At 41.1% G+C, this 25,620-nt stretch carries 24 protein-coding genes; 19 read left to right on the forward strand and 5 right to left on the reverse strand.

Going from position 1 to position 25,620, the window contains the following annotated elements:
• Window positions 1-116 precede the first annotated feature (116 nt).
• From H8B06_RS13510 to H8B06_RS13560, 11 genes are all read left to right on the forward strand, one after another.
• Window positions 117-1,487: a dipeptidase gene (locus H8B06_RS13510; RefSeq protein ID WP_190994804.1), complete on the forward strand. Its 1,371-nt coding sequence runs from the start codon at window positions 117-119 to the stop codon at window positions 1,485-1,487.
• Window positions 1,488-1,536: 49 nt separating this feature from the next.
• Window positions 1,537-2,277, forward strand: coding sequence for a lysophospholipid acyltransferase family protein (locus H8B06_RS13515; RefSeq protein ID WP_190994805.1), 741 nt, complete (start codon window positions 1,537-1,539; stop codon window positions 2,275-2,277).
• Window positions 2,278-2,312: 35 nt separating this feature from the next.
• Window positions 2,313-3,071, forward strand: a complete 759-nt coding sequence (locus H8B06_RS13520) for an ABC transporter ATP-binding protein (protein ID WP_130141522.1) — start codon at window positions 2,313-2,315, stop codon at window positions 3,069-3,071.
• 123 nt (window positions 3,072-3,194) lie between these two features.
• Window positions 3,195-3,416 (forward strand): DUF2795 domain-containing protein, encoded by a 222-nt coding sequence (locus H8B06_RS13525; RefSeq protein ID WP_017258669.1) that lies wholly within the window; start codon window positions 3,195-3,197, stop codon window positions 3,414-3,416.
• A 63-nt stretch (window positions 3,417-3,479) separates the two neighbouring features.
• Window positions 3,480-3,935 (forward strand): hypothetical protein, encoded by a 456-nt coding sequence (locus H8B06_RS13530; protein ID WP_190994806.1) that lies wholly within the window; start codon window positions 3,480-3,482, stop codon window positions 3,933-3,935.
• A gap of 242 nt (window positions 3,936-4,177) precedes the next feature.
• Complete coding sequence (trpD, locus tag H8B06_RS13535; RefSeq protein WP_190994807.1) at window positions 4,178-5,167, forward strand: anthranilate phosphoribosyltransferase; 990 nt, start codon at window positions 4,178-4,180, stop codon at window positions 5,165-5,167.
• Between the two features lies 1 nt (window position 5,168).
• Window positions 5,169-5,789 carry a phosphoribosylanthranilate isomerase gene (locus H8B06_RS13540; RefSeq protein WP_190994808.1) on the forward strand — a complete coding sequence of 207 codons (621 nt, stop codon included), beginning with the start codon at window positions 5,169-5,171 and terminating at the stop codon, window positions 5,787-5,789.
• Window positions 5,782-6,966 (forward strand): tryptophan synthase subunit beta, encoded by a 1,185-nt coding sequence (gene trpB / locus H8B06_RS13545; protein ID WP_190994809.1) that lies wholly within the window; start codon window positions 5,782-5,784, stop codon window positions 6,964-6,966. Before H8B06_RS13540 ends, trpB begins: the two co-directional genes overlap by 8 nt.
• 5 nt (window positions 6,967-6,971) lie before the next feature.
• A complete protein-coding gene (gene trpA / locus H8B06_RS13550) occupies window positions 6,972-7,745 on the forward strand; it encodes a tryptophan synthase subunit alpha (protein WP_223857674.1) in 774 nt (257 codons plus the stop codon).
• A 294-nt stretch (window positions 7,746-8,039) separates the two neighbouring features.
• Window positions 8,040-8,477: a hypothetical protein gene (locus H8B06_RS13555; protein ID WP_223857675.1), complete on the forward strand. Its 438-nt coding sequence runs from the start codon at window positions 8,040-8,042 to the stop codon at window positions 8,475-8,477.
• Window positions 8,478-8,582: 105 nt separating this feature from the next.
• The gene (locus H8B06_RS13560; protein WP_190994811.1) at window positions 8,583-11,159 is read left to right on the forward strand and encodes a TonB-dependent receptor domain-containing protein; all 2,577 of its coding nucleotides are present in this window, start codon (window positions 8,583-8,585) and stop codon (window positions 11,157-11,159) included.
• A 47-nt stretch (window positions 11,160-11,206) separates the two neighbouring features.
• On the opposite strand, the gene H8B06_RS13565 is transcribed toward H8B06_RS13560, so the two are convergent.
• From H8B06_RS13565 to floA, 3 genes are all read right to left on the reverse strand, one after another.
• Window positions 11,207-11,788, reverse strand: coding sequence for a Maf family nucleotide pyrophosphatase (locus H8B06_RS13565; protein WP_190994812.1), 582 nt, complete (start codon window positions 11,786-11,788; stop codon window positions 11,207-11,209).
• 32 nt (window positions 11,789-11,820) lie between these two features.
• On the reverse strand, window positions 11,821-12,339 hold the full coding sequence (locus H8B06_RS13570; protein WP_190994813.1) for a KdsC family phosphatase: 519 nt from the start codon (window positions 12,337-12,339) through the stop codon (window positions 11,821-11,823).
• A 271-nt stretch (window positions 12,340-12,610) separates the two neighbouring features.
• Window positions 12,611-13,594: a flotillin-like protein FloA gene (gene floA, locus H8B06_RS13575; protein WP_190994814.1), complete on the reverse strand. Its 984-nt coding sequence runs from the start codon at window positions 13,592-13,594 to the stop codon at window positions 12,611-12,613.
• Between the two features lie 197 nt (window positions 13,595-13,791).
• Here floA and H8B06_RS13580 point away from each other — a divergent pair, with 197 nt between their 5' ends.
• The 7 genes from H8B06_RS13580 to H8B06_RS13610 all read left to right on the forward strand — a co-directional run bounded on the left by H8B06_RS13580 (window position 13,792) and on the right by H8B06_RS13610 (window position 22,536).
• On the forward strand, window positions 13,792-16,926 hold the full coding sequence (locus tag H8B06_RS13580) for a response regulator (protein WP_190994815.1): 3,135 nt from the start codon (window positions 13,792-13,794) through the stop codon (window positions 16,924-16,926).
• Window positions 16,914-17,744: a CheR family methyltransferase gene (locus H8B06_RS13585; protein ID WP_190994816.1), complete on the forward strand. Its 831-nt coding sequence runs from the start codon at window positions 16,914-16,916 to the stop codon at window positions 17,742-17,744. Before H8B06_RS13580 ends, H8B06_RS13585 begins: the two co-directional genes overlap by 13 nt.
• Window positions 17,744-18,310, forward strand: a complete 567-nt coding sequence (locus H8B06_RS13590; protein WP_190994817.1) for a chemotaxis protein CheB — start codon at window positions 17,744-17,746, stop codon at window positions 18,308-18,310. Before H8B06_RS13585 ends, H8B06_RS13590 begins: the two co-directional genes overlap by 1 nt.
• Window positions 18,311-18,317: 7 nt before the next feature.
• On the forward strand, window positions 18,318-19,922 hold the full coding sequence (locus H8B06_RS13595; protein ID WP_190994818.1) for a response regulator: 1,605 nt from the start codon (window positions 18,318-18,320) through the stop codon (window positions 19,920-19,922).
• Between the two features lie 76 nt (window positions 19,923-19,998).
• The gene (locus tag H8B06_RS13600) at window positions 19,999-20,535 is read left to right on the forward strand and encodes a plastocyanin/azurin family copper-binding protein (RefSeq protein ID WP_130141537.1); all 537 of its coding nucleotides are present in this window, start codon (window positions 19,999-20,001) and stop codon (window positions 20,533-20,535) included.
• Between the two features lie 136 nt (window positions 20,536-20,671).
• Window positions 20,672-22,078, forward strand: coding sequence for a dihydrolipoyl dehydrogenase (lpdA, locus tag H8B06_RS13605; RefSeq protein WP_190994819.1), 1,407 nt, complete (start codon window positions 20,672-20,674; stop codon window positions 22,076-22,078).
• Window positions 22,079-22,131: 53 nt separating this feature from the next.
• Window positions 22,132-22,536: an acyl-CoA thioesterase gene (locus H8B06_RS13610; protein ID WP_190994820.1), complete on the forward strand. Its 405-nt coding sequence runs from the start codon at window positions 22,132-22,134 to the stop codon at window positions 22,534-22,536.
• A 2-nt stretch (window positions 22,537-22,538) separates the two neighbouring features.
• Here H8B06_RS13610 and H8B06_RS13615 read toward each other — a convergent pair whose 3' ends face one another.
• On the reverse strand, window positions 22,539-22,847 hold the full coding sequence (locus H8B06_RS13615; RefSeq protein WP_190994821.1) for a DUF3817 domain-containing protein: 309 nt from the start codon (window positions 22,845-22,847) through the stop codon (window positions 22,539-22,541).
• 341 nt (window positions 22,848-23,188) lie between these two features.
• Between H8B06_RS13615 and lpdA (H8B06_RS13620) the strand changes: the two genes are divergently transcribed.
• A complete protein-coding gene (gene lpdA / locus H8B06_RS13620) occupies window positions 23,189-24,577 on the forward strand; it encodes a dihydrolipoyl dehydrogenase (RefSeq protein WP_190994822.1) in 1,389 nt (462 codons plus the stop codon).
• 32 nt (window positions 24,578-24,609) lie between these two features.
• On the opposite strand, the gene H8B06_RS13625 is transcribed toward lpdA (H8B06_RS13620), so the two are convergent.
• The gene (locus H8B06_RS13625) at window positions 24,610-25,617 is read right to left on the reverse strand and encodes a LacI family DNA-binding transcriptional regulator (protein ID WP_190994823.1); all 1,008 of its coding nucleotides are present in this window, start codon (window positions 25,615-25,617) and stop codon (window positions 24,610-24,612) included.
• Window positions 25,618-25,620: the final 3 nt, after the last annotated feature.

Raw genomic sequence — 25,620 nt, forward strand, 5'->3', positions numbered from 1 at the left:
AATATATATAATTATATCACAATTCATACTTTTTCGAAATCTTTTGCATTTTTTAACATCTGCCGATTACCTCTTCCGTTTCGAAAAAATCGGTAACTTTGTAAAAACACAACATTATGCTGACAGTAAAAGAATATGTCCAATCCAATAAGGATAGATTTTTAGAAGAATTATTTGCATTACTACGATTCCCATCCATAAGTGCCGATTCCAAATACAAAGAAGACATTGTGAAAACGGCTACCTTTGTCGCGGATAAATTGAAAGAGGCCGGCGCGGATAAAGTGGAAGTTTGCCCAACGGCAGGAAACCCAATCGTTTACGGCGAAAAAATTGTAGACCCATCTCTTCCTACAGTTTTGGTATACGGGCATTACGACGTGCAACCTGCTGACCCGTTAGAGCTGTGGGACACCCCACCGTTTGAACCTACTGTCCGCGACGGAAAAATATACGCCAGAGGTGCTGCCGATGACAAGGGACAGTTCTATATGCATGTCAAGGCATTTGAATACATGATGAAAAATAACGCCTTGACCTGTAACATCAAATTTATGATCGAAGGCGAAGAAGAAGTGGGTTCCGCCAATTTAGGAACTTTTGTCAAAGAAAATAAAGCGCGTTTAAAGAATGATGTCATCGTCATTTCCGACACATCGATGATCAGCTTGGAACAACCTTCTTTGGAAACAGGGTTACGAGGGCTTTCTTATGTAGAAGTAGAAGTAACCGGACCGAACCGCGACCTACATTCGGGAGTCTACGGCGGCGCTGTCGCCAACCCGGCAACCGTCCTTGCCCAGCTGATCGCATCTTTGCACGATGAAAATAATCATATTGCCATTCCCGGATTTTATGATGATGTGGTAGAATTAAGTCAAGAAGAAAGGGAAGCATTGAACAAAGCTCCGTTCGACATTGACGAATACAAAGCGGATCTAGGTGTTGAGGAACTCTGGGGAGAAAAGGGCTACACCCCGATTGAACACACAGGGATCCGTCCGACATTAGAAGTAAATGGTATTTGGGGCGGTTATATCGGAGAAGGAGCGAAAACTGTATTGCCCGCTAAAGCTTACGCTAAAATATCCATGCGATTGGTTCCCAATCAAAATTCCGAAAGAATTACCAATCTGTTCAAAAAACATTTTGAAGCCATTGCTCCTGCTTATGTAAAAGTAAAAGTGACACCGCATCACGGAGGTGAACCAGTTGTAACACCGACCGATAGCATAGCTTATCAGGCAGCCGAGAAAGCACTGGAAGAAGCATTCCACAAAAAGCCTATTCCAACCCGGGGCGGAGGTTCCATCCCCATCGTCGCGTTATTTGAAAAAGAACTTCATGTAAAGACCGTATTATTAGGTTTCGGGCTTGACAGTGACAATCTGCATTCACCAAACGAAAAGTACGGTATAGAGAACTATCTGAAAGGTATCGAAACAATTCCATTATTCTTCAAATATTATGCGGAATTAAATAAATAATAGATTATAATTGTAGAGACGCAATATATTGCGTCTCTACCTTTTAAATATGACCAGACCCTTAAGAAAGATACATCTTTATGCCTATTTTGCTGCTGTTCTATTCTTCTTTTCCCTAGGCTATCCGTTTTTATTTTATTATGCCCGAAATCCCCAAAAGAATTATAAAAAATTAGTATCTTTTCGGAGATGGATAAGTTTAGCGGGAATGTATGCCGTTGGCATCCGAATCCACGTAGAATATGAAACACCTATCGACTGGTCCAAAAATTATGTCCTTTGTGCCAACCATACTTCGTTTCTCGACATCACCATTTTAAATTATCTGTGTCAATCCCCTTTTTCCTTTATGGGAAAAATAGAACTTCTAAAAAATCCGGTCACGCGTATATTCTTTCAGACGATCGATATACCTGTCAAAAGGGACAGTAAAATATCAGCCTTTAAAGCCTATAAGAGGGCGCTGGAACTCCTTCAAGAGGGAAAATCATTGGCTATCTTCCCAGAGGGTAGAATTGACGACGATTACCCTCCACTTTTACACCGTTTTAAGTCCGGTGCTTTCCGAATGGCCTCTGAAAATCAAACCCCTATTCTTCCTGTTGTTATTCAAGATGCGTGGCAGATATTATGGGATGATGGGAAAACATACGGGGCAAAACCGGGCGTCATCCATGTTAAAGTACTCGCTCCCATTGCTCCGAATGCGGAAGGCGGTGAGGCCTTCAGTTCGTTGGAAGCTGAGGTCTATTACAAAATGAAGGAAGCATGGAACACCTGTAATAAATAAATTTTGTATCTTATCCCCACTTTAACGCAAAAGGTATGGAAGAGCATTACTTAATTCAGATAGAGGATATAGGAAGAGAATACGTCATCGGAGCAGAAAGGATACATGCGCTAAAGTCTGTATCCCTAAATATAAAAAAGGGAGAATTTGTTGCGCTTATGGGACCATCTGGTTCAGGCAAATCTACCTTGATGAATATTTTGGGCTGCCTCGATACACCGACTAAAGGGCAGTATATCCTGAACAACATTAACGTCTCCGAGATGAGTGAGAACGAACTGGCAGAAGTTCGTAACAAAGAAATTGGTTTTGTTTTTCAAACATTCAACCTTTTGCCAAAAAATTCGGCCTTGGAAAACGTAGCACTCCCCTTAATTTATGCTGGCTACAGTAAAAAAATTCGGGAGGAAAAAGCATTACAGGCACTGGAAAACGTCGGGTTGGGAAATCGTGTAGATCATAAACCCAACGAGCTATCCGGCGGTCAACGACAGCGTGTGGCCGTAGCGCGCGCGCTCATTAATGATCCTTCCATTATTTTAGCAGACGAACCTACTGGAAATCTAGACACAAAAACATCCATTGAAATCATGGGATTGATGGAAGATATACATTCGAGAGGTAATACTATTATATTGGTCACCCACGAAGAAGATATTGCACAACATGCCCATCGAATCGTGCGTATGCGCGACGGATTAATCGAGGATGACTACCCCAATCCCGATATCAAATCTGTACACCCCAGACTTGATGCACTTAAAGAAAAAGGCTCTGATTTTGAAAACATATAATTTTATAAATCTGTAACACAACAGATTACATCAAAACAAATTTAATAACAATCGTCTGACTTGATTTAGTGGATAATAATGTTATTTTTGCGAAAAAAAGGATTTCACTAAAATAGTAGATATATGTATTGGACACTAGAACTTGCTTCACATTTGGAAGACGCACCATGGCCAGCAACTAAGGATGAGTTAATTGACTATGGTATTCGTTCGGGGGCTCCAGTTGAGGTTATTGAAAACCTGCAAGCGCTGGAGGATGATGGAGAGCCTTACGAAAACATCGAGGAGATTTGGCCAGACTATCCAACAAAAGACGATTTCTTCTTTAACGAAGACGAATATTAAAAAAGAGAAGGTATTAATCCTTCTCTTTGAAAAGCTGTCTTATTTCCATAAAGTAAGCTTTTTATGTTAAAAATATTATCAAGTTTTCTTCTCTTCTGTTCCGTCGTACACGTTACAGCACAAACCACTGAAACGTCCACGCAAGATGATATTAAACGTATTAAAGATTTTATAGCGGACGTAGCGGACGAAACACTACGCCCGGACATCATCCTGAGCAGACATGTATTGTTGGAGCAGACAGAAACAGATGAAGAATACGACTATCTGGAAGCTAGTATAGAAGAAATACGCATCAATCTCCAACCCAAAAACCTTGATGAAATAACCTATATTCCTTTCCAAGCATTATCTAGGCGAGAAACTCGTGATATCGACCCCGAGGGAAAACCAACAGCTAAAATGTATTTTTTACATTACCGCAACCGTCAAATGCTCGCCGTTTATATCGCACAGGATAAAATCGCATCGTTTACCCTCGTATCTAAAGGCGATAAAGCACACTTTGTCACGTATTAAAGGAGCCTATAGCATCTTTTCAGATAATTTTCATAATTTTTCTTGCATTTGATTAACAAATATTAGACATTTGCTATTGTATAGTAACAAAAATGAAACTGAACAATGTAAATAGAGCTTGGTGGTGGCACAACAGTTAATGTTGTGGCAAAAACCTATTGCTTGAAATTTTTACATCAAAAAATAGTGGGCTTGCCTAAAGATTAGGCAAGCCCTTTTTTATAGACTTTGTTTTGCATGATATGAAAGAAATACTAGCTCATTTATTTGAGTATAAAACATTCACAACGGAAGAAGCATATACTATTCTTACGAATATCGCAACTGGAAAATATGACTCCCATCAAATAGCGGCCTTTATGACGACCTATGGTATGCGCAGTATTCGGGTAGAGGAGCTTAGCGGCTTTCGAAACGCGATGTATGATCTTTGTCTTAAGGTAGAATTCCCAGGGTATGACTTGATCGATTTATGTGGTACCGGCGGAGACGGCAAAAACACGTTTAACATTTCTACATTAGCGTCCTTTGTTGTCGCGGGAGCGGGTTATCACGTGGCAAAGCACGGCAATGTCGGCGTTTCTTCGGGATGTGGCTCGTCCAATGTAATGGAATATCTGGGTTATACATTCACCAACAACCGTGATGAATTACAACGCCAATTGGATGAAGCTGGTATCTGTTTTTTACATGCCCCTCTTTTTCACCCGGCAATGAAAACTGTCGCACCGATTAGACGGGCCCTAGGCGTTAAAACATTCTTCAATATGTTGGGGCCACTTACCAATCCTACCAACCCCAAGTTCCAGGCTGTAGGTGTGTTTAGTCTAGAGCTCGCCCGATTATATAATTATCTTTATCAAAAAACATCCAAACAATATAGCGTTATCCATGCATTGGATGGCTACGACGAAATATCGCTCACAGGCGATTTCAAAATTATCGATAATCAAGGGGAGAAATACGTGAAGGTAGAAGACCTTGGTTTTTCGCTGATAGCTCCTGCTGATCTAGCTGGTGGAGACACCGTGGAAGAAGCGGCAGCTATCTTCCGTCGTATAATCAGCGGAGAGGGCAATGATAAACAGCATAATGTAGTGCTGACTAACGCTGCCTTTGCTATTAAAACCATACATCCCGAAAAAACATTTGGCGATTGTTATTACGAAGCGGAATCATCCTTGTTGGGAAAAAAAGCATTACAAAGTTTTCAAAAACTGGTCTCTGCATAACATGAATCATTTAAAAATAAAAGTATGTGGTATGCGCGAACCAGCAAACATTCAAGCGCTCGCGTTGCTTCCCATCGATTATATGGGATTCATCTTTTATGAAAAATCCGCTCGTTATACGCCGAATCTTCCAAACGCCTCTATTCCTGCTTCCATTAAAAAAACAGGGGTATTTGTGAATGCAGAACAGGCCGTGATCCACAACAAAATCGCCCAGGGGCTGCAAGCGGTCCAGCTACACGGGCAAGAATCCCCTATGTACTGCGAACAAGTAAAAAGCCAACGTATAGAAATCATCAAAGCGTTTGGAGTTGATGCCAGCACATCATGGGAAAGCCTCGCTCCTTATGTGGGAATTGTCGACTATTTTCTATTTGACACCAGTAGCCCCCAGCATGGCGGCACAGGTCGCTCTTTCAACTGGGAATTGCTAAAGACCTATCCATATGACGTTCCCTATTTTTTAAGTGGTGGACTCGACCTCGTTAACATTCCAAATGCACTAGCGATTAAAGACGAACGTTTGATCGGTTTAGACATCAATTCGAAATTTGAAGTAGAGCCAGGATTAAAAGATATCGACAAATTACAGAAAGCATTGAAAATAATCAGACATGAGTAAATATCAAGTAAACGAAAAAGGATATTATGGCCCATTTGGAGGTGCTTACATCCCGGAGATGTTGTATCCAAATGTAGAGGAGCTCCAAAAAAAATATCTGGAGATCATGCAAGAGGAGAGCTTTCAGCAAGAATTTCAGGAATTGTTGAAAGACTACGTAGGACGCCCCTCCCCTTTGTATCTAGCCAAACGTTTATCCGCACGGTATGGCGCAAACATTTTTCTTAAACGGGAAGACCTCAATCACACCGGCGCACATAAAATCAATAATACGATCGGACAGATTCTCCTCGCCGAACGTCTGGGTAAAAAACGGATCATCGCAGAAACCGGCGCAGGTCAACACGGCGTCGCTACGGCCACCGTGTGTGCACTAAAGGGATTAGAATGCGTTGTGTATATGGGCGAAATCGACATCCAACGGCAAGCACCTAATGTGGCACGTATGAAAATGATGGGTGCCACCGTCGTTGCTGCTCAATCGGGGAGCAAAACCTTGAAAGATGCCACCAATGAGGCTTTACGTGACTGGATAAATAATCCAGTAGATACGCATTATATTATTGGTTCGGTAGTGGGACCACATCCCTACCCCGATTTAGTTGCCCGCTTTCAGTCCATTATATCTGAAGAAACAAAAAAACAGCTTGCAGAAAAAACAGGCAGTAGTCTACCCGACTATGTGCTCGCCTGCGTAGGTGGAGGCTCGAATGCAGCGGGGATGTTCTACCATTTTCTAGCGGATGAACAGGTACAACTTATCGCAGTGGAAGCTGCTGGACATGGTGTACATAGTGGTGAATCAGCGGCTACAACGGCTTTAGGAAAAGAGGGCGTGTTGCACGGAAGCCGCTCTATTCTTATGCAAACGGAAGACGGACAAGTCATTGAACCTTATTCTATATCCGCAGGATTAGATTATCCCGGTATTGGACCTCAACACGCTTGGCTGTATAAAAGTGGACGCGGAAAGTATGTCAGCATTACCGATGATGAAGCCATGGAAGCTGGGTTATTGCTCACCAAACTAGAAGGAATCATACCGGCGATAGAAAGCTCACATGCCTTAGCTTATCTGGAAAAGATGAAGTTTCAAGGAAATGAGAATGTCGTGATCTGTTTATCGGGTCGTGGCGACAAGGATTTGGACAACTATATGAAATATTTTGGATTTTAAACATCATGCAAGTACAAGATATATTTAAAAAAGATACGTCAAAAGAACTGCTATCCATCTATTATACGGCAGGATATCCGCATTTAGACAGTACGATTGCTATTGCCGAAAAACTAGAACAGGCAGGGGCAGACTTTCTGGAGATTGGCTTTCCCTATTCCGATCCGGTAGCAGACGGGCCTGTTATTCAACACAGTTCGGAGGTAGCGCTAAAAAACGGCATGACACTCCCGCTGCTCTTTCAACAATTGGCAGCATTAAGATCACGGGTGTCCATCCCTATTTTCCTGATGGGATACTTTAATACGGTCTTACAATACGGTGTGGAAAACTTCTGTAAATCTTGCCAGGAAGTAGGTGTGAACGGCGCTATTATACCCGATTTGCCTATGTACGAATATGAAGAGCTTTATCAAGAGGTATTTGCGCAATACGGCATTAGTAATATCTTTTTGGTTACACCACAAACCTCCGCGGAACGGATACGAAAAATAGACGCACTCTCCAATAGCTTTATTTACCTGCTATCGTCTAATGCAACGACAGGTAAAAACTTGGAAGTCGGTGAACAAGCGGAACAATATTTTCAACGCTTGAAAGACATGAACTTAACCAATCCATTGGTAATAGGTTTTGGAATTTCGGATAAGGGTACTTTTCAGAAAGCTACAAACTACGCCAAAGGAGCCATTATTGGAAGTGCATTTGTCCGCTTATTGGCAGACGATAACTACATAGACAAAATAAACCCTTTTATCAAAAGTATAAAAACCTCATAAGAGGTGTTTGTCTTTACGCCTGTCCTTATTTCACTGTTCGGACAGGCATAAAGATGAAATTTCTTACAGCTCTTTCACATACCTAGAGTATACCTTAAAGATACCAACAGCTATGATCAAGAGTGATACTGCTAAAGAAAGAAGAACCCTAGGTTCGGACAGTAATTGCTCCATATCGATTAGTTTTATGATGTGATAAATTTAATATCTTCTTTACTTAAATACAATATCTTACAAAGATTTTTTTCCACACAACTTTTCAGAGATAAAATATCTTTTCTATCTTTGTTTGACATGAGAGCATTCTTATCGAGCATTATATTATTCTTTTACACCCTTACGTGTACAGGAATGACTGTGTATATGCACCAATGCCATGGTGGCTCGTTCGTTATGCTTCAAGATAATGTGGAAAAACACCATCAAAGTTGCCCCGTTTGTCTGGATCAGAAGCATGAAACAGCGTCAAAATCGTCTCACGCCTGTGATATGGAAAGCGACGATTGCTGCAAAGACATCAAAATTGATTTAAAGAAAGGGCAAGAAGAAGTTGAAAGTACGCCTTCTTCTCTTAATTTCATGACATTATCACCTGCTACACTCTCTATTATATGGATAGTGGTTCTTCAACCACATTTCGATACACAAAAAATAAATGTAGGGCCTGATCCCTTTCTCCTGACAAAACAGTCTACCCCTACCTATCTTCTCCATTGCAATTTTCGCGTCTGATTTCGCTGTAACAGCTTAATAACAACATTTCACTTGGCACCACCTATAGGAAACAAAGGAAATGTAAGTATCATGTATTTAACAGTAATCAAATAACGAAATATAATGAACGGACTATATAAAGGACTTATTACCTTACTTTTTATTAGTATATATACCATCGGTTTTGCACAGCAAGATAGCACCATTACTTTCGAAGTAGCGGGAAATTGTGCCCTGTGCAAGCAACGAATTGAGAAAGCAGCGAAAATCAAGGGTGTTTCCCAAGCGACGTGGAATACACAAAGCGGCATGGCGACTGTTGTCTTCAACCCAAGCACCACCTCCTCTAAAAACATTAAGCAGTCTATTGCTGATGTCGGTCATGACACCGATGAGATACGCGCAAAACAAGAGGTCTATGAAGAACTCCATCAGTGTTGTTTGTACGATCGTCTCGGCGAAGAAAAAGATAAGGAGGATCACGACGATGATCATTTTAACCACGACCATGACCATATTGTACGAGGTGTTGTTGTTCAAGAAAACAACCGCGGTGATTTAACACCTATTGCTGGTGTCAACGTGCATTGGCTGGGCGATCAGTCCACACAAAAGCAGAGTAACGGCGAGGGGGTATTTGAACTTCTCCATAAAAAAGAGTCCAGACATCTCGTTGTCAGCTACGTGGGCATGCAGTCCGATACCATCGAAGTAAAGAATCTACACGAGATATTGGTTATCCACGCGAAGGATAACGTTTTAGGGGAAGTGGTCGTTTCCAGAAGACAGCGCACGGCTTATGTAGATAAATTGAACGCTAACCGTGTGGAGACAATTACGGCAAGGGAACTGTTTAAGGCTGCTTGCTGTGATCTGAGCGAAAGTTTCGAGACAAATGCCTCTGTGGACGTCGTTTCCAGTGATGCAGTAACAGGCGCGAAGCAAGTACAATTATTGGGCTTGAGCGGTATCTACACACAATTAACGGTGGAGAACCTCCCCGGTCCACGCGGGTTTGCATCTCCACTGGGGTTAAATAGTATGGCGGGGCCGTGGATAGAAGCCATACACATCAGTAAAGGGATGGGATCCGTAGCAAACGGATTCGAAAGCATGTCGGGACAAATCAATGTTGAATTAAAAAAACCCCATGACACCGATCGTCTCTATTTTAATGCTTATGCCAACAACATGGGGCGTACGGATGTCAATCTAAACCTGGCCCAAAAACTAAATAACAAATGGTCTGTAGGCTTATTGCTGCATGATAATTTTATGTACAACAAAAGCATGAACTTTAGCCATAACGGTTTTAGGGATATGCCTGTGGGCAACACGTTTTCGGGTATAAACAGATGGCATTATGAAGATGGCAAGGGTTTGATCGCACAATTTGGCATCAAATATTTAAGTGATGACCGTACAGGAGGGGAAATTGATTTTGATAAACGTACCGACAAATTGACCACTAATCGTTACGGACTGGGATTCGATATCGACCGCGTGGAAGGTTTTGCGAAGATTGGCTACGTTTTCCCAAGCAACAAACTCCGCAGCATAGGCTTACAGCTCTCGGGGTCACATTTCCGTCAAAACAGCTTTTTTGGGTTAACCACTTATGATAACGAGCAAAATAGTGGATATGCTAATCTCCTCTACCAAGATGTCATCGGCTCGGTAAATCATAAATACAGAGTTGGAGCCTCCGTATCATACGATAAATACAACGAAAATATCCTCCAATATGATTTTAACAGAACGGAAACCGTCTCGGGAGCATTTCTAGAATACACCTATACGCCAAGTGAGAAATTTGATGCCGTATTGGGCCTTCGCCAAGACTACAATACGATTTACGGTTGGTTTACAACCCCGAGAGCAGTGCTTCGTTATGCGCCCACCAATATGACCACGTTCCGCTTAAGTACTGGAAGAGGACAACGTACAGCGAATATCTTTGCGGAAAACCTAGGCATATTTGCTTCTAGTCGGGCGATAAACTACGGACAGCTTGCCAACCAAAATGGTACGGCCTACGGATTAAAACCGGAAGTATCCTGGAACACAGGATTCACTTTTGATCAAGATTTTCGATTGTTCGGTAGAGAATCGGGTATATCCCTCGAACTTTTCCACAACAATTTCACCAATCAGGTGGTGATAGACTGGGAGGATCCCAGAACGGTATCTTTCTACAACCTGGATGGCAAATCATACGCCAATAGTTTACAAGCTGAATTTAGGTTTATGCCTACTCAACATTTCGAAACAAGAATGGCCTATAGATTATTGGACGTACAAACAGACTATCGAGCTGGACGTTTACAAAAACCATTGACCGCCAAACACCGAGGTTTTTTGAATATGGCTTATAACCTTCATAGCGGATGGAGTTTCGATTACACGTTAAATGTGGTAGGCAAAAAACGTCTACCCTCTACCGTAAACAATCCTGTTGAATACCAATTGGCAGCCTATTCGGATGCCTATGTTACGATGAATGCGCAGATCAGTAAAAGCTTCGGTGCAGACAAAAACTTCACGATATATCTTGGTGGAGAGAATTTGACAAACTTTTATCAAAAAGATCCTATTTTAGCGTTTGAAGAGCCTTTCGGCAGTCATTTTGACACCAACTTGCTGTGGGGTCCGATAACAGGCCGGATGTTCTACACCGGCGTGCGATATACTATTAAATAGCGGCATACTATTAAATAATAATAAGATATAGGGGCAATTTTTTGCCCCTATAATTTTTTCATTTCCTGATATAGTCGTGCCGTTGGCAACCCCACCACATTCTCATAACTCCCCGTAATAGATTTTATCCCGACAAAGCCAATCCATTCCTGAATACCGTACGAACCAGCTTTATCAAACGGACGGTAATTTTCCAGATAAAAAAGAATTTCTGCTTCTGATAACGGATCAAACGTTACCTGCGTCTCCTCTATGAAAGAATGGAGCTTTCCTTGGTACTGCAAGGCCACAGCCGTCAATACGACGTGACTATCCCCTTGCAGTTTATACAACATCTGAAACGCTTCTTTTTCATCACGAGGTTTCCCTAACACTTCATCGTTATAGACAACGATGGTATCTGCCGTGATAATCAGTGTATCATGGAATAGTCTCCTGTCAAAACCGAGCATTTTATGGATAGCAATATGTTCTACGATCTCGTGTGGTGACTGTTGCACATCAAAACGCTCATCGGTTTCCTTGACGACAACTTGAAAATCAAACCCCATCTTTTGTAGGAGTTCTTTCCGCCGAGGTGATTGCGACCCCAGGATGATGGAGATATTTTTGAATTTATTTAGTAACATTATATTGTCTGAACCAGGATTCATGTGATTAATTAAATACTCTTTACGTTATCATTATCGTACCATTTCTTTTGTAGCTTCAGGATCTTTTCGATGACATCGCGAACACAGCCCTCCCCTCCTTTCTGCGGAGAGACATAATGTGCAACAGCTTTTATCTCCTCCACCGCATCTTGCGGACAAATGGGTAACCCCACCTGTTTTAAGCAGGCCAGATCCGGTATATCGTCTCCCATAAAAGCTACTTCCGTTAACGCAACATTATAGCGGAGAATAATGTCATGCATTACGGTCAATTTATCGCCTACACCAAGAAAAACATCTTCCACACCAAGCCCACGTAGGCGTTGTAACACACCTTGCGATTTCCCGCCACTGATTACCGCGATACGAAGTCCACGCTTTATCGCCAATTGTATGGCATAACCATCTTTAATAGAAAAACGCCTTAGCTGCTCACCTTGTTCTGTAACAAGTACGGAACCATCTGTAAGAACCCCGTCGACATCCAAAAAAAGAACGTTAATGTTGGCGAATGCTTGCAACACCATAAAATAGCTAATTAATAAAAGTCAAAATTTTATCTAAAAACGTCATATCATCAAAAGTTTGTCACATATTGATTGCAAACGCAACTATACACCCAATAGGCTTGACAAATATTATTTTTCGACGTACTTTTGTATTGTAATCGATGAGCAAATATAAGATTACAGCATTAAAATTGTCTTTTCATAATTTAGGTTTATAATTGGTTAGTAGCAAACCCTGGCGCCCATCGCCAGGGTTTTGTTTTAAGAACAACTTTATCACCTTATTCTTTTATGATTTTCCTTTTCCACCCGATGTTGGCTTAGAAATCGAAGAACGCATTTCGGTATCAGCCTGTACATTCTGTATTTTATAGTAATCCATGACACCCAAATTTCCGCTGCGGAAGGCCTCGGCCATCGCTAATGGAACTTGTGATTCTGCTTCGATGACTTTTGCTTTTGCTTCTTGTGCCTTCGCACGCATTTCCTGTTCAGTAGCCACAGCCATCGCACGACGTTCCTCTGCCCGGGCATTTGCCACTTTCAGATCCGCCTCTGCCTGATCTGTTTGTAATTTCGCGCCCACATTTTCGCCGATATCGATATCTGCGATATCAATAGATAAGATCTCAAATGCCGTTCCCGAATCCAAACCTTTTGACAAGACTGTTTTGGATATATTATCTGGATTTTCCAAGACCTCTTTATGGTCTATAGCAGAACCTATCGTTGTGACAATCCCCTCACCTACCCGAGCTAATATCGTTTCTTCTCCGGCACCTCCTACCAACTGGTTAATGTTCGCACGCACCGTTACTCTTGCTTTCGCAATAAGCTGTATACCGTCCTTTGCAACGGCTGCAACTGGCGGCGTATTGATGACCTGTGGATTCACCGATAACTGTACGGCATCAAAGACATCCCGCCCTGCGAGATCGATAGCTGTGGCCAATTTAAAATCCAGTGGTATATTCGCTTTATCTGCCGAAATAAGTGCTTTAATAACTTTATTCACATTGCCTCCGGCAAGATAATGGGTTTCGATTTCATTTGTTGAAATACGTAAACCAGCTTTTGTGGACGTTATCATCGCATTGGTCACCAAGGAAGGCGGCACTTTCCGCAAACGCATCAACACCAAATTTAAAAGACTGATTTTTACATTGGAAAGTTGCGCCGTAAACCAAAGATTCACCGGCAATAAATAGATTAACACAAAAAAGGCTACAACTCCTCCTACAATAATTAAAACTAAGCTAATTTCAGGTTCCATACGATATATTCATTTAAGTAACTCCTTAAAGATATTATTTATTTTGCGTTTTCAGCAAGTCAATTACTATTTTTGTATCCAAGGTCGTTTATTCTAAAAATATAACATGGTTATAATCATCAAGATTAGCCTTTAATATACCATAGGGACAACAAGCGGTATATCGTTAGATATGATGTCAACAATAATTTATTAAGATGAAAAAAAACGTAAGCCTTCAATGGCAATTGTTCATTGGGATAACCATGACCTATATCTTAATTATAGGCGCTGCTATATATTTTTTCTATGGAATTGACAAACAAATCAAGAGATTCAAGGAAATTAGCTCCGAGATAGAAAATCAAGCAAGCTCCCTAAATGAACTTCATCTTATCGTTGATGAATTCAGTCAATCTGCTGATGCTCTAAAAACGAGAACCTACATATTAATCGGCTTCTTGATGATCATCCTGCTTTACATCATTAACAGGATCTTAAAAGCCATGCGTGAACTAGGTCAACGTTCGAAAGAGATGCATTTATTAAACAAGGAAATTAAAACTGCCCAAAAGCATATTGAAGATACGAATTGGATCCTTACCGAATCCAGCAAACTTAATGAACAGATTAGCGGCATTGATGATGAGAACCAGATTGCCCAAATTGCTTTTGAGAAAATCTTAGAAACGTTAGACCCACCCGCTGCAGCCTTCTATATTCAAAAGGCAAATTCTTCCACATACATCTTAAAGCAACACATTGGTGTAAATAGTGCAGACGCGCTACCCGAAACTTTTCTTGCTGGGGAGGGTTTGATGGGCCACGTTGCAAAAAGTAGAAAATTGAGGATTATCCATGAAAATGCAGAAGAGCTATTTAGCTCCTCCAGCGCCCTCAGTTCAAACCAGGTACAAACTATCGTTTTAGCACCTTGTGTAGTGGACGGTCGCACATGGGGTATACTCGAAATAGGTGGCCATTATACGGAAGAGGTTTTACCTAGGATTACAGGTTATTTAGAGCGTATTGCCCGTATTTTAGCCATCACGATAAAGAGCGGGCAGGCACATATTCTGGTAGAGAATCTATTGGTGGAAACGCAGCAACAAACGGAAGAACTAGAAGCGCAACAGGAAGAACTCCGTATTACCAATGAGGAGTTGATCTACAAAACGAATTTATTAGAAGCCTCGGAAGAAGAGCTACGTGTGCAACAAGAGGAATTGCAGCAAACCAATACCGAATTGGAAGAAAAAGCGAAACAATTGGCCTCCCGTAATGAAGAATTAAATACGGCGCAGCAAACCGTGGAAGAAAAAATTCGGGAAGTGGAGCTTGCCAGCAGGTACAAATCAGAGTTTATGGCGAATATGAGCCACGAACTCCGAACGCCATTAAACAGCATCTTGATTTTAGCGAAGTTGTTGCATGATAATAAAGCAAATAATCTCAACACCGACCAAGTTAAGTACGCGAGTGTTATCCACAGTGCGGGGAGCGATCTACTGCAGCTTATCAACGAGTTGTTAGACCTCGCCAAGATAGAAGCAGGGAAAGTCGAGCTCAACCAAGACATCATCCGCACACCGGAATTTGCCAACAATATCGAAAGCCTGTTTGCAACCATTGCCCAGAAGAAAGACATACAGTTTGATATCCACATCCAGAAAGATGTCCCCTCAACTTTTGTCTGCGATGAGTACAGACTGGAGCAAGTCCTCAAAAATTTCCTTTCGAACGCATTTAAATTCACGGGCGACAACGGAAAGATCCAATTAACCATTACCCGTGAAAAAGAATACTTGAAATTTGCCGTCTCCGATACGGGCAAAGGTATATCCGAGGAAAAACAGGAGTTAATCTTCGAAGCGTTTCGTCAAGAGGATGGCTCGACAAGTCGAAAATACGGCGGAACAGGATTAGGGCTATCTATTAGTCGGGAAATTGCTATATTATTGGGTGGACAGATCACCTTAACCAGTGAAATCGATAAAGGAAGTACATTTACCTTGACTATTCCGTATCGAGCGAACGAAAAAAACGCGGTACCGGATGAGCAACCCTTGGTGGCGAATCCCATTGCTGCCGAAGAGGTAGTGGATATCCCCGCCCCCCTCCCTACACCGGCCCCTGTAACTGCGGAGAATATAGAAGAAGGAGAGACAGGTCGTACACTCCTGATCGTGGAGGATGACATTAATTTTGCGGAAATTCTCCGGGAGTTTGCAGAGTTAAATGGCTTTCAGGTTCTGTTAGCACACAACGGTGATGATGGTATAAAAAAAGCACAGCAATTTAAACCACAAGCTATGATATTAGACGTCATGTTGCCTATATCTGATGGCTGGGAGGTATTGCGCACGTTAAAGGCAGATCCTGAAACAAAGCACATTCCTGTCCATATGATGTCTGCGGCTTCGTTCAATCAACGTGATTTCATTGAAAAAGGGGCTATTGGCTTTCTCTCCAAACCAGTTTCTGAAGATGCGCTAAAAAAAGCTTTTGAAAATATTCAACTCAATATCAAAAAAGGCATCAAAAAAGTACTATTAGTCGAGGATCAGGAATTTCAGAGTGATATTATTAAATCGGCATTTGCCGAGCATCATATTAACGTTATACAGGCATTCTCCGCACAATCTGCCCTCCTTAAACTCAAAGAAGAAGAACATATTGATTGTGTCATATTAGACATCAAACTCCCAGATGCGAATGGATTAGATTTACTAGATCAGATTAAGTCTATGCCGGCTTATGTCAAAACGCCTGTTATCGTCAATACCGCTTATGATCTTTCTACAGAACAGATCGAGCACATTAGATTACACACAAAGGCAATGGTGCTTAAATCGGGCAAAAGCAATAGCCGATTGATAGACGAAGTGACCTTATTCCTTAACAAAATTAGCACTGACGATTATACCCCTATAAAAAACATCGAGAAGCTTAAAAAGAATAATCTACAGGCGGGTAGTCTGGAGGGGAAAAAAGTGTTGATTGCCGATGACGATATGCGCAATGTCTTTGCATTGACGACTACGCTTCAGGAGTACCATATGGAAATTGAAATTGCGAACAACGGTGTAGAGGCTGTAGAGATTGCTAATAACAACATCGGAAAGATTGATATCGTGCTGATGGATATTATGATGCCCGAAATGGATGGATACGAAGCGATCAAAAAAATAAGAGCGCATAAACAAAATGCAAACCTCCCTATAATTGCCGTGACGGCCAAAGCAATGCAAGGAGACCGGGAAAAATCTATAGAGATTGGTGCAAGTGATTATATTAGTAAACCGATCGACATTGACAAATTAATATCGTTGATGCGTGTATGGCTAAGTTAACATCATCCCATATCAGTTTTCAAGAGCTGGAAGATATTATCGAATTATTAGGAAAAGTTTCTGGCTTTAATCTCGTGGGATATAGCAAATCTTCGCTAAAACGCCGTGTACAGCGCGTGCTGGATTTGGAGCGAATGGATATCGTTGATTTAAAGAATGCCATTGTCAATGTAGAAGGTTTCCGTACGTATTTGATGAATGAGATCACGGTCAACGTCACGGAAATGTTTCGGGATCCGTTTTATTATGCCGCCTTAAGAACGGACGTCTTTCCCTATCTTGAAACCTTTCCCCGTCTAAAATTTTGGAGTGCCGGATGTTCTAGCGGAGAAGAAGTCTACTCATTAGCGATCATGTTAACCGAAGCGCGTTTATATAACCGTAGTTTTATCTACGGCACAGATGTAAACAGCCATGTATTAGAAGTTGCCAAAAAAGCGATTTATCCGCTTAAAAATTTCAAACTATATACAGAGAACTATAATGCAACAGGTTCCTTCAGGAGCTTGTCAGATTACTATACAGCTATGTATGATGCAGCCATTATCCATGCGGATATACGGAAGAACATGCTCTTTTCCCAACATAATCTCGCTACAGACTATGTATTCAATGAATTCCAATTCATATCTTGTCGCAATGTGCTTATCTATTTCGATTTGGAATTGCAAAACCGTATCTTTCATTTGTTCTATGAATCCTTAAGTGAATTCGGTTTTCTATGTTTAGGGACAAAAGAAACATTATTCAATCACGAAATCATGGCTAAATTCAAGGTGATTAATAAAAAATTTAACATCTATCAAAAAATAAAGTGATGGAAAAAGCGAATGAAGTTGTTTTAGTTGGCGGGAGTGCTGGATCCTATACACTAATTACCGACATGATGGCAGCTTTACCGGAAACTTTCTCTCCGGCAATTATCATCGTTATTCATCGCAACCCGAGGTTTACCACAAAAATAGAAGACACCCTATCGACAAGACTTCAGAAGGAAGTTGTTCAAGCAGCGGATAAAGCAGCTATCTTAAAAGGGGGGATATATTTTGCTGCGCCGGGTTATCATTTACTGGTAGAGCCCGATAAGACCTTTTCGTTGGATATTTCCGAACGTATTCATTTTTCCCGTCCTTCTATAGACGTGCTTTTTGAGACGGCGGCAGATGTATTCCTCGACCGTTGTACTGCCTTTTTGTTATCGGGGGCCAATCAAGATGGTACAGATGGCATTCGGCAATTGCAGCGGATGGGGGCAAAAGTCATCGTGCAATCCCCCACCGAAGCTTCTATTTCAACGATGCCGAAACATGCTATTGAGGCCAGTGAACGTGTCGATATATATAGTAACCGACAGATTCTGTCGTATTTCAGAAATTTAAAATAAAATCAACATGAAGCATGTTAATCTTCTCATTTTAGATGATAAGGAAGAAAACATCGTCAGTTTATCGGCATTGCTTTCGGAAGTCGAACATATCCACATTATCAGTTCCACCGATCCAAATGAGGCACTTAAAATTTGTTGGAAAAACGATATTGCCATTGCCCTGGTAGATGTGCAAATGCCCGAAATAAACGGTTTTGAATTTGTTTCTCTGCTGAAATCAAATCCCAAGACTAATCATATTATGGCCATTATGGTGACGGCAATTTCAAAAGAAGACAAATACCTGTTGAAAGGATTGGAAAGCGGAGCGGTAGACTATCTTTACAAACCCCTCAATCCGGAGATAACGATCGCAAAAGTGTCTTCTTTTGTAAGCCAAATCCACATACAAGAAGAGATTAAGCAAAAGAACATAGCATTGGAGGAATCGCAAAGGCAACTCATCCTTGCAAAAGAAGAAGCCGAAGAGGCCCGCAAATCAAAAGAAAGCTTCCTGGCCAATATGAGTCATGAAATCCGAACACCGATTAACGGTATTGTAGGCATTATACACATCCTTCGGAATACATCGCTTAATGACGAGCAACGCGACTGGATCAATCGATTAGACAGTGCTTCAAATTCCCTTTTACTCATTATCAACGATATTCTCGATATTTCCAAGATTGATTCGGGTATGATGAGAATAGAATATGAAAACTTCTCCATCCACAAGAAACTGACAGATATCAGTAATTTTTTCAAGATAAAGGCGCTAGATAAACATATTACCTTCGAAACAATTATTGATCCGCAATTGCCGGAGTATATAAAAAGCTCGCCGATACGGATACAGCAGATTATCGACAACTTCATATCTAATGCCTTGAAATTCACGAAAGAGGGTAGAATTACATTGAAAGCAAGTGTTGTGGAACAAGAGGATGCGCAATGTACGATTAAATTTACCGTAACAGACACCGGAATAGGCATCAAATCAGAAGCCCTCGAAAAGATATTCCTTGCTTTCGAACAGGGAGATGACAGTATTACCAAAAAATATGGTGGGACTGGCTTGGGATTGGCTATTGTAAAACGGTTAGCAGATCTACTAGATGGAAAAATCGAAGCGGAGAGTACTTACGGCGTCGGGTCTACGTTCTCGTTCCAAGCAACGTTCCAAAAAATAGAAGATTTTAAACAGCAGGAAACATTAGATACGGAAGCTATACCGTCTTTGCATAAATTTGATCATGTTCGAATTCTCGTTGCAGAAGACAATGAATTAAACAGTTTTATGCTTGAACACATACTAAAATCTTGGGGATGCGAGGTCGATGTAGCCAAAAACGGGCATATTGCCATTGAATATGTAAACCAATACGATTACGACCTCATCATGATGGACACACACATGCCGGTTATGTCGGGATTTGAAGCTATACAGGAAATTAAAACGCATCCCAATCCGCAAAAGGCTTCTACACCCATTATCACGATTTCCGCTTCGGTATTAGAACATGAACAAGCCGCTGCATATGAAGCGGGAGCAGACAGTGTAATCGGAAAACCTTTTGATCCTATTGATTTATATCAGAAAATTGACAAACTTATCTCAAAAAGGGTATAATATCTTGGTTATAAAATAATATTGGTTAAATTTGTTCAAAAGCATATACATAATTATATATTTAACTTTCTTTAAAATGAAAAAATTATTTGTTTTTCCAGCGATTGCTGTCGCATTGTCGTTCGCGGCTTGTGGTGGTTCAGAAAATAAAAGCACATCAACTACAACAGAAGAAACAACTACAGCTGATGCAGGAAGTACGTCTACAGAAACTGTTCCAGGCATTGAAAACGTGGAATTATCCAATAAGCCTGTTGTAGAAGGTAATGATCAAATGAAATTTAACACCGAGCTTTTACGCGTAAAAGCAGGTGAGGAAGTTCAACTAACCTTAAAAAATGTAGGTGAATTGCCGAAAGAATCTATGGGACACAACTTCGTCATATTAGCACCAGGTGTAGACGTAGCCACTTTTGGCGCGGAGGCTGTTGCTGCTGCAGACAACGATTACATTCCTAAAACATCTTTAAGTTCCGTTGTTGCACACACGAAATTACTAGGTCCTGGTGAAGAAGACAAAATTACATTTACTTTAGAGAAAGGTGTATACACGTTCATCTGTAGTTTCCCTGGGCACTTCGGCGTCATGCAAGGTAAAATCGTTGCCGAATAAGTTATTCGTCATGCTTATCATATGACAAGCAGAGAAAGCATTTACAGCCGTAAATGCTTTTTTATTTTACGCATTAAATATCATTAAATTTATTTAAATCATTAACTTTGAGGCCGAAACTACAATACTATTTTTTATGCAATACGACGTAATCGTTATAGGAAGCGGCCCCGGTGGATATGTAAGTGCCATTCGCTGTGCCCAACTCGGACTAAAAACGGCTGTAATCGAGAAATATAGCACTTTTGGAGGCACTTGTCTAAACGTAGGATGTATTCCCTCCAAAGCATTGCTAGACAGCTCAGAGCATTACCACAACGCCGCACACAATTTTGAAGCGCACGGTATCGGTTTAAGCAACCTCAAGATCGATGTAAAAAAGATGATGGCCCGTAAAAATGACGTCATTTCACAAAATACGGCTGGTATTACGTTTCTTTTTAAGAAAAACAAAATAGACACCTATGAGGGCGTTGGATCCTTCGTTGATAAAAACACGATTAAGGTGGCTCAAAACGATGGTAGCACAACGGAACTAAAAACAAAAAATGTAATTATTGCCACGGGTTCAAAACCTACGGCACTTCCGTTCTTACCGATCGACAAAAAACGCATCATTACTTCGACCGAAGCCCTAAACCTTCAAGAAGTTCCTAAACATCTTATCGTTATCGGTGGCGGTGTAATCGGCTTAGAGCTAGGATCCGTATACGCACGTCTCGGCGCAAAAGTATCCGTTGTTGAATATGAAAAATCAATCATCGGCACCATGGACGGTGGTTTAGGAAAGGAATTACAACGTGTATTAAAGAAAAATTTAGGTGTGGAGTTCTTTTTGGGACATAAGGTTACCGGCGCTACCGCAAAAGGCAAGAAAGTAACTGTCACTGCAGAGGACTCCAAAGGCGAAACGGTTTCCTTAGAGGGTGACTATTGTATTGTTTCCGTGGGAAGAACCGCCTATACGGAAGGTCTCGGATTGGAAAATATTGGTATCAAAACCGAAGAACGAGGAAAAAAAATACCCGTTAATGAACATTTAGAAACTGCTGTGGAAGGTGTTTATGCGATTGGCGATGTCATAAAAGGAGCTATGCTTGCTCATAAAGCAGAAGACGAAGGTATTTATGTAGCCGAGTACATTGTAGGCCAAAAGCCGCATATTGACTACAATCTTATACCAGGCGTGGTATACACTTGGCCAGAGGTCGCTTCTGTCGGAAAAACAGAAGAACAATTAAAAGAAGCAGGTGTAAAATATAAAACGGGCTCATTCTCTTTCAAAGCTTCTGGACGTGCTAAAGCTTCTGGAGATACAGATGGTTTCATCAAAGTTTTAGCAGATGCCGAAACAGATGAGGTATTAGGTGTACACATGATTGGACCACGTGCAGCGGATATGATCGCAGAAGCAGTTGTAGCCATGGAATACCGTGCATCAGCTGAAGATATCGGCAGAATATGTCATGCGCATCCAACATTTACAGAAGCTATAAAAGAGGCCGCTTTAGCTGCAACAGCAAATAGAGCAATTCATGCTTAAATAATAAAAGGCGAGATCGATTATCTTGCCTTTTTTAATTAATCATTAACATTATGAATTTTCACACTAGAAAATGGATAAAACCCGAAGATCTAAACCCCAATGGATCCCTGTTCGGTGGCAGATTATTAAGTTGGATAGATGAAGAGGCCGTAATCTATGCGATTGTACAATTGGGCAATCCTCATGTCGTCACGAAATACATTTCCGAGATCAATTTTGTAAGTTCCGCCAAGCAGGGTGATATTATTGAAATGGGCATCACGGCCACACATTTCGGCACGACATCCATCACCATGCGGTGTGAAGTACGTAACAAGATTACTCGAAAAACCATACTTTCGATCGACAAGCTTGTATTCGTCAATCTGGACAAGGACGGCAATCCTGTACCACACGGGAAGACAGAGATTACCTATGCCTACATGAGCATAGACTCCTATCCGGACAAGCAATAAAGCTAAAGTGACGTACCGGTTGTCTTTTGTGCGTGGATTTGGCGTTTCACATCCCGCTCCACCCAAAAGGATACAACAGGTATCAAGGACGCTAAAAAGTATTTTAACACGCGGCTAAAAGACCATTTATATTCGTTCCAGCACATCACCAGCAAAACAACAAACAGCACCACTAAAAAACCGTGGATAGAACCGGCAATACGAACAGCCTCAGGAATATCCGCCAGATATTTCAAGGGCATGGCGACAAAAAAAAGAATAACAGTGGAGATAGCCTCCCATAATGCAATTTGCTGAAAAATCCGTAGCATAATAAACGATTAAAAGTTTCCGCAAACATACGGTCTAAAGTCCAATAGCAAAGTATTTTAATCATCTATTGACCAAAGACTGACATGTTCTTAGGAATATGGCAAATTCTATATAGAAAACAATTTATTCGAACGAAAAAAATATGTATTTTTGGGACGTTCGCTATGCGGACAAATTCTTATACTACAAAACGTTTAAATTAAATACGTATTCAAAATACCCATTATGTGGTGAATACGCTTAAAAACAAATACACATTATGAAATATCCAAGATTGCAAAACACAACTAAACATAATCTGGATATTCCATATGACCTTTAAAAAATAAATTATTTACATATGAATTACGACATCATAGTAATCGGTAGTGGTCCAGGAGGATATGTTGCTGCCATTCGCGCATCTCAGTTAGGCTTTAAAACAGCTATTGTAGAACGTGAAGCATTAGGCGGCATCTGCTTGAACTGGGGCTGTATCCCTACCAAAGCTTTATTGAAAAGTGCGCAGGTATTTGAGTATTTGAACCATGCTGAAGAATACGGAATTAAAGTTCAGGGTGGCGAAGCGGACTTTTCGGCCATTGTAAAACGGAGTCGGGGCGTAGCGGACGGTATGAGCAAAGGTATCCAGTTCTTGATGAAAAAGAACAAAATTGATGTTATTATGGGTACTGCCAAAATTAAAAAGGGTGGTAAAATAGACGTAAAAGGTGCAGACGGTTCTACGAAAGAATATACAGCAAAACATACCATATTGGCAACCGGAGCACGCTCGCGTGAATTGCCTAACTTACCACAAGATGGCAAGAAGATCATTGGCTATCGCCAAGCAATGAATCTTCCTAAACAACCAAAATCTTTGGTTGTTGTGGGATCCGGTGCTATCGGCGTAGAGTTTGCTTATTTCTACAATGCGATCGGTACAAAAGTAACAATCGTAGAATTCATGGATAGGATAGTACCTGTAGAAGATGAAGAGGTTTCCAAACAATTGGAAAAATCGCTAAAAAAAGCAGGCATCGATATCATGATCAAATCGGAAGTCCAATCCGTAGATACCAAAGGTGACCTCTCGAAAGTTTCTATCAAAACAGCCAAGGGAACAGAAACTATTGAAGCTGAAGTTGTACTCTCGGCTGTAGGGATTACCCCAAACATAGAAAATTTAGGTTTAGAAGAAGTTGGTGTAAAAACAGATAAAGGTCGTGTTATCGTAGACGATTTCTATAAAACAAACATTGACGGTGTTTACGCCATCGGTGATATTGTAAAAGGTCAGGCCCTAGCACACGTTGCTTCTGCCGAAGGGATAACTTGTATAGAGAAAATAAAAGGTTTGCATGTAGACCCTATCGATTACAATAACATCCCGGGATGTACATACTGTTCGCCAGAAGTTGCTTCTGTAGGTTATACGGAAAAAGCTGCTAAAGAAGCTGGTTATGAACTTAAGGTGGGTAAATTCCCGTTCTCCGCTTCTGGTAAGGCCTCTGCTGCAGGTGCGAAAGATGGATTTATCAAATTAATCTTTGATGCGAAATATGGTGAACTTCTGGGAGCGCATATGATAGGTGCCAACGTGACCGAAATGATTGCAGAAATTGTTGTTGCCAGAAAATTGGAAACTACCGGACACGAAATGATTAAAGCCGTTCATCCACACCCAACCATGAGTGAGGCCATTATGGAAGCTGCTGCTGCTGCTTATGATGAGGTGATTCATTTATAGTAATAGAAAAGCGAGGCTTGTGCCTCGCTTTTCTATTTTAAAACCAATTTCGATTCAAAAACGACTGTCTCCGGTTCCTGTTGGTCGTCATTTGCAGCCATATGTCTAAAGAGGATTTCAGCCGCTTTGCGAGCTTGCTTATCGGGATACTGTTCTATGCTCCCCATCGGCGGATTTTCCATATATTTCCATAACGGATAATTTGCGTAGCTGATAAAAAACACATCTTTCTTTTGTACTAATCCCCGCTGACGTACATATTTTATCACATCCAACGTGACAAAATCATTAAACGACACAATAGCCGATGGGCGCTCCGACAATACCAATAACTTGTCTATCGCTTCGATATTTCCTCTCTCTGTTAAATCAGTGTGTACTTCGTAACGCGCATTGTATTCCAAATTTTCACTTTTCAACGCTTTTCTATAAGCTGCTGCCCGTTCTTGCGAAGCCAATAAATTTTCCGGACCGTTAATCAATGCAATATTTTTATGCCCTAAAGCGGCAAACGATTGGACAGCTTCCCGCATACCGGTAGAAAGGTCACTATATACTTTATTGACGCCGTCAATTCTGGGTACGCAATCAAAGAAAACGATCGGAACTTCTGCATCATCTAATATCTTGATAAAACTCAAGTCTTCCGTATTTTTGCCCAACGACATCAAAATGCCGTCGACCCGATGTTTCTTAAATGTTTGCAGGATTTTTAATTCACGCGCGGCATCGTCATGCGACTGCCCCATCAACACCGTATATTCATGCTCCCCCGCCACCTTTTCAATTTCGCTAATCGCAGAAGAAAAGAAAGGTTCGGAAAGATTTGGAAGAATGACACCGATCGTAAATGTACGTCGCTGTTTAAAAAATATGGCGGTCTGATTAGGTTCGTAATTCAGTTCTTCGGCCATCTTCTTTACCCGCATTGTCGTTACCAACCCAATGCTCGGATGATCATTCAATGCACGCGACACGGTGGATGGCGATATTTTCAGTCTACGCGCAATCTCCTTTATCGTTGCCGGTTTTTTTTTCATGCC

Source organism: Sphingobacterium micropteri (assembly GCF_014692515.1).
GTDB lineage: Bacteria > Bacteroidota > Bacteroidia > Sphingobacteriales > Sphingobacteriaceae > Sphingobacterium > Sphingobacterium micropteri.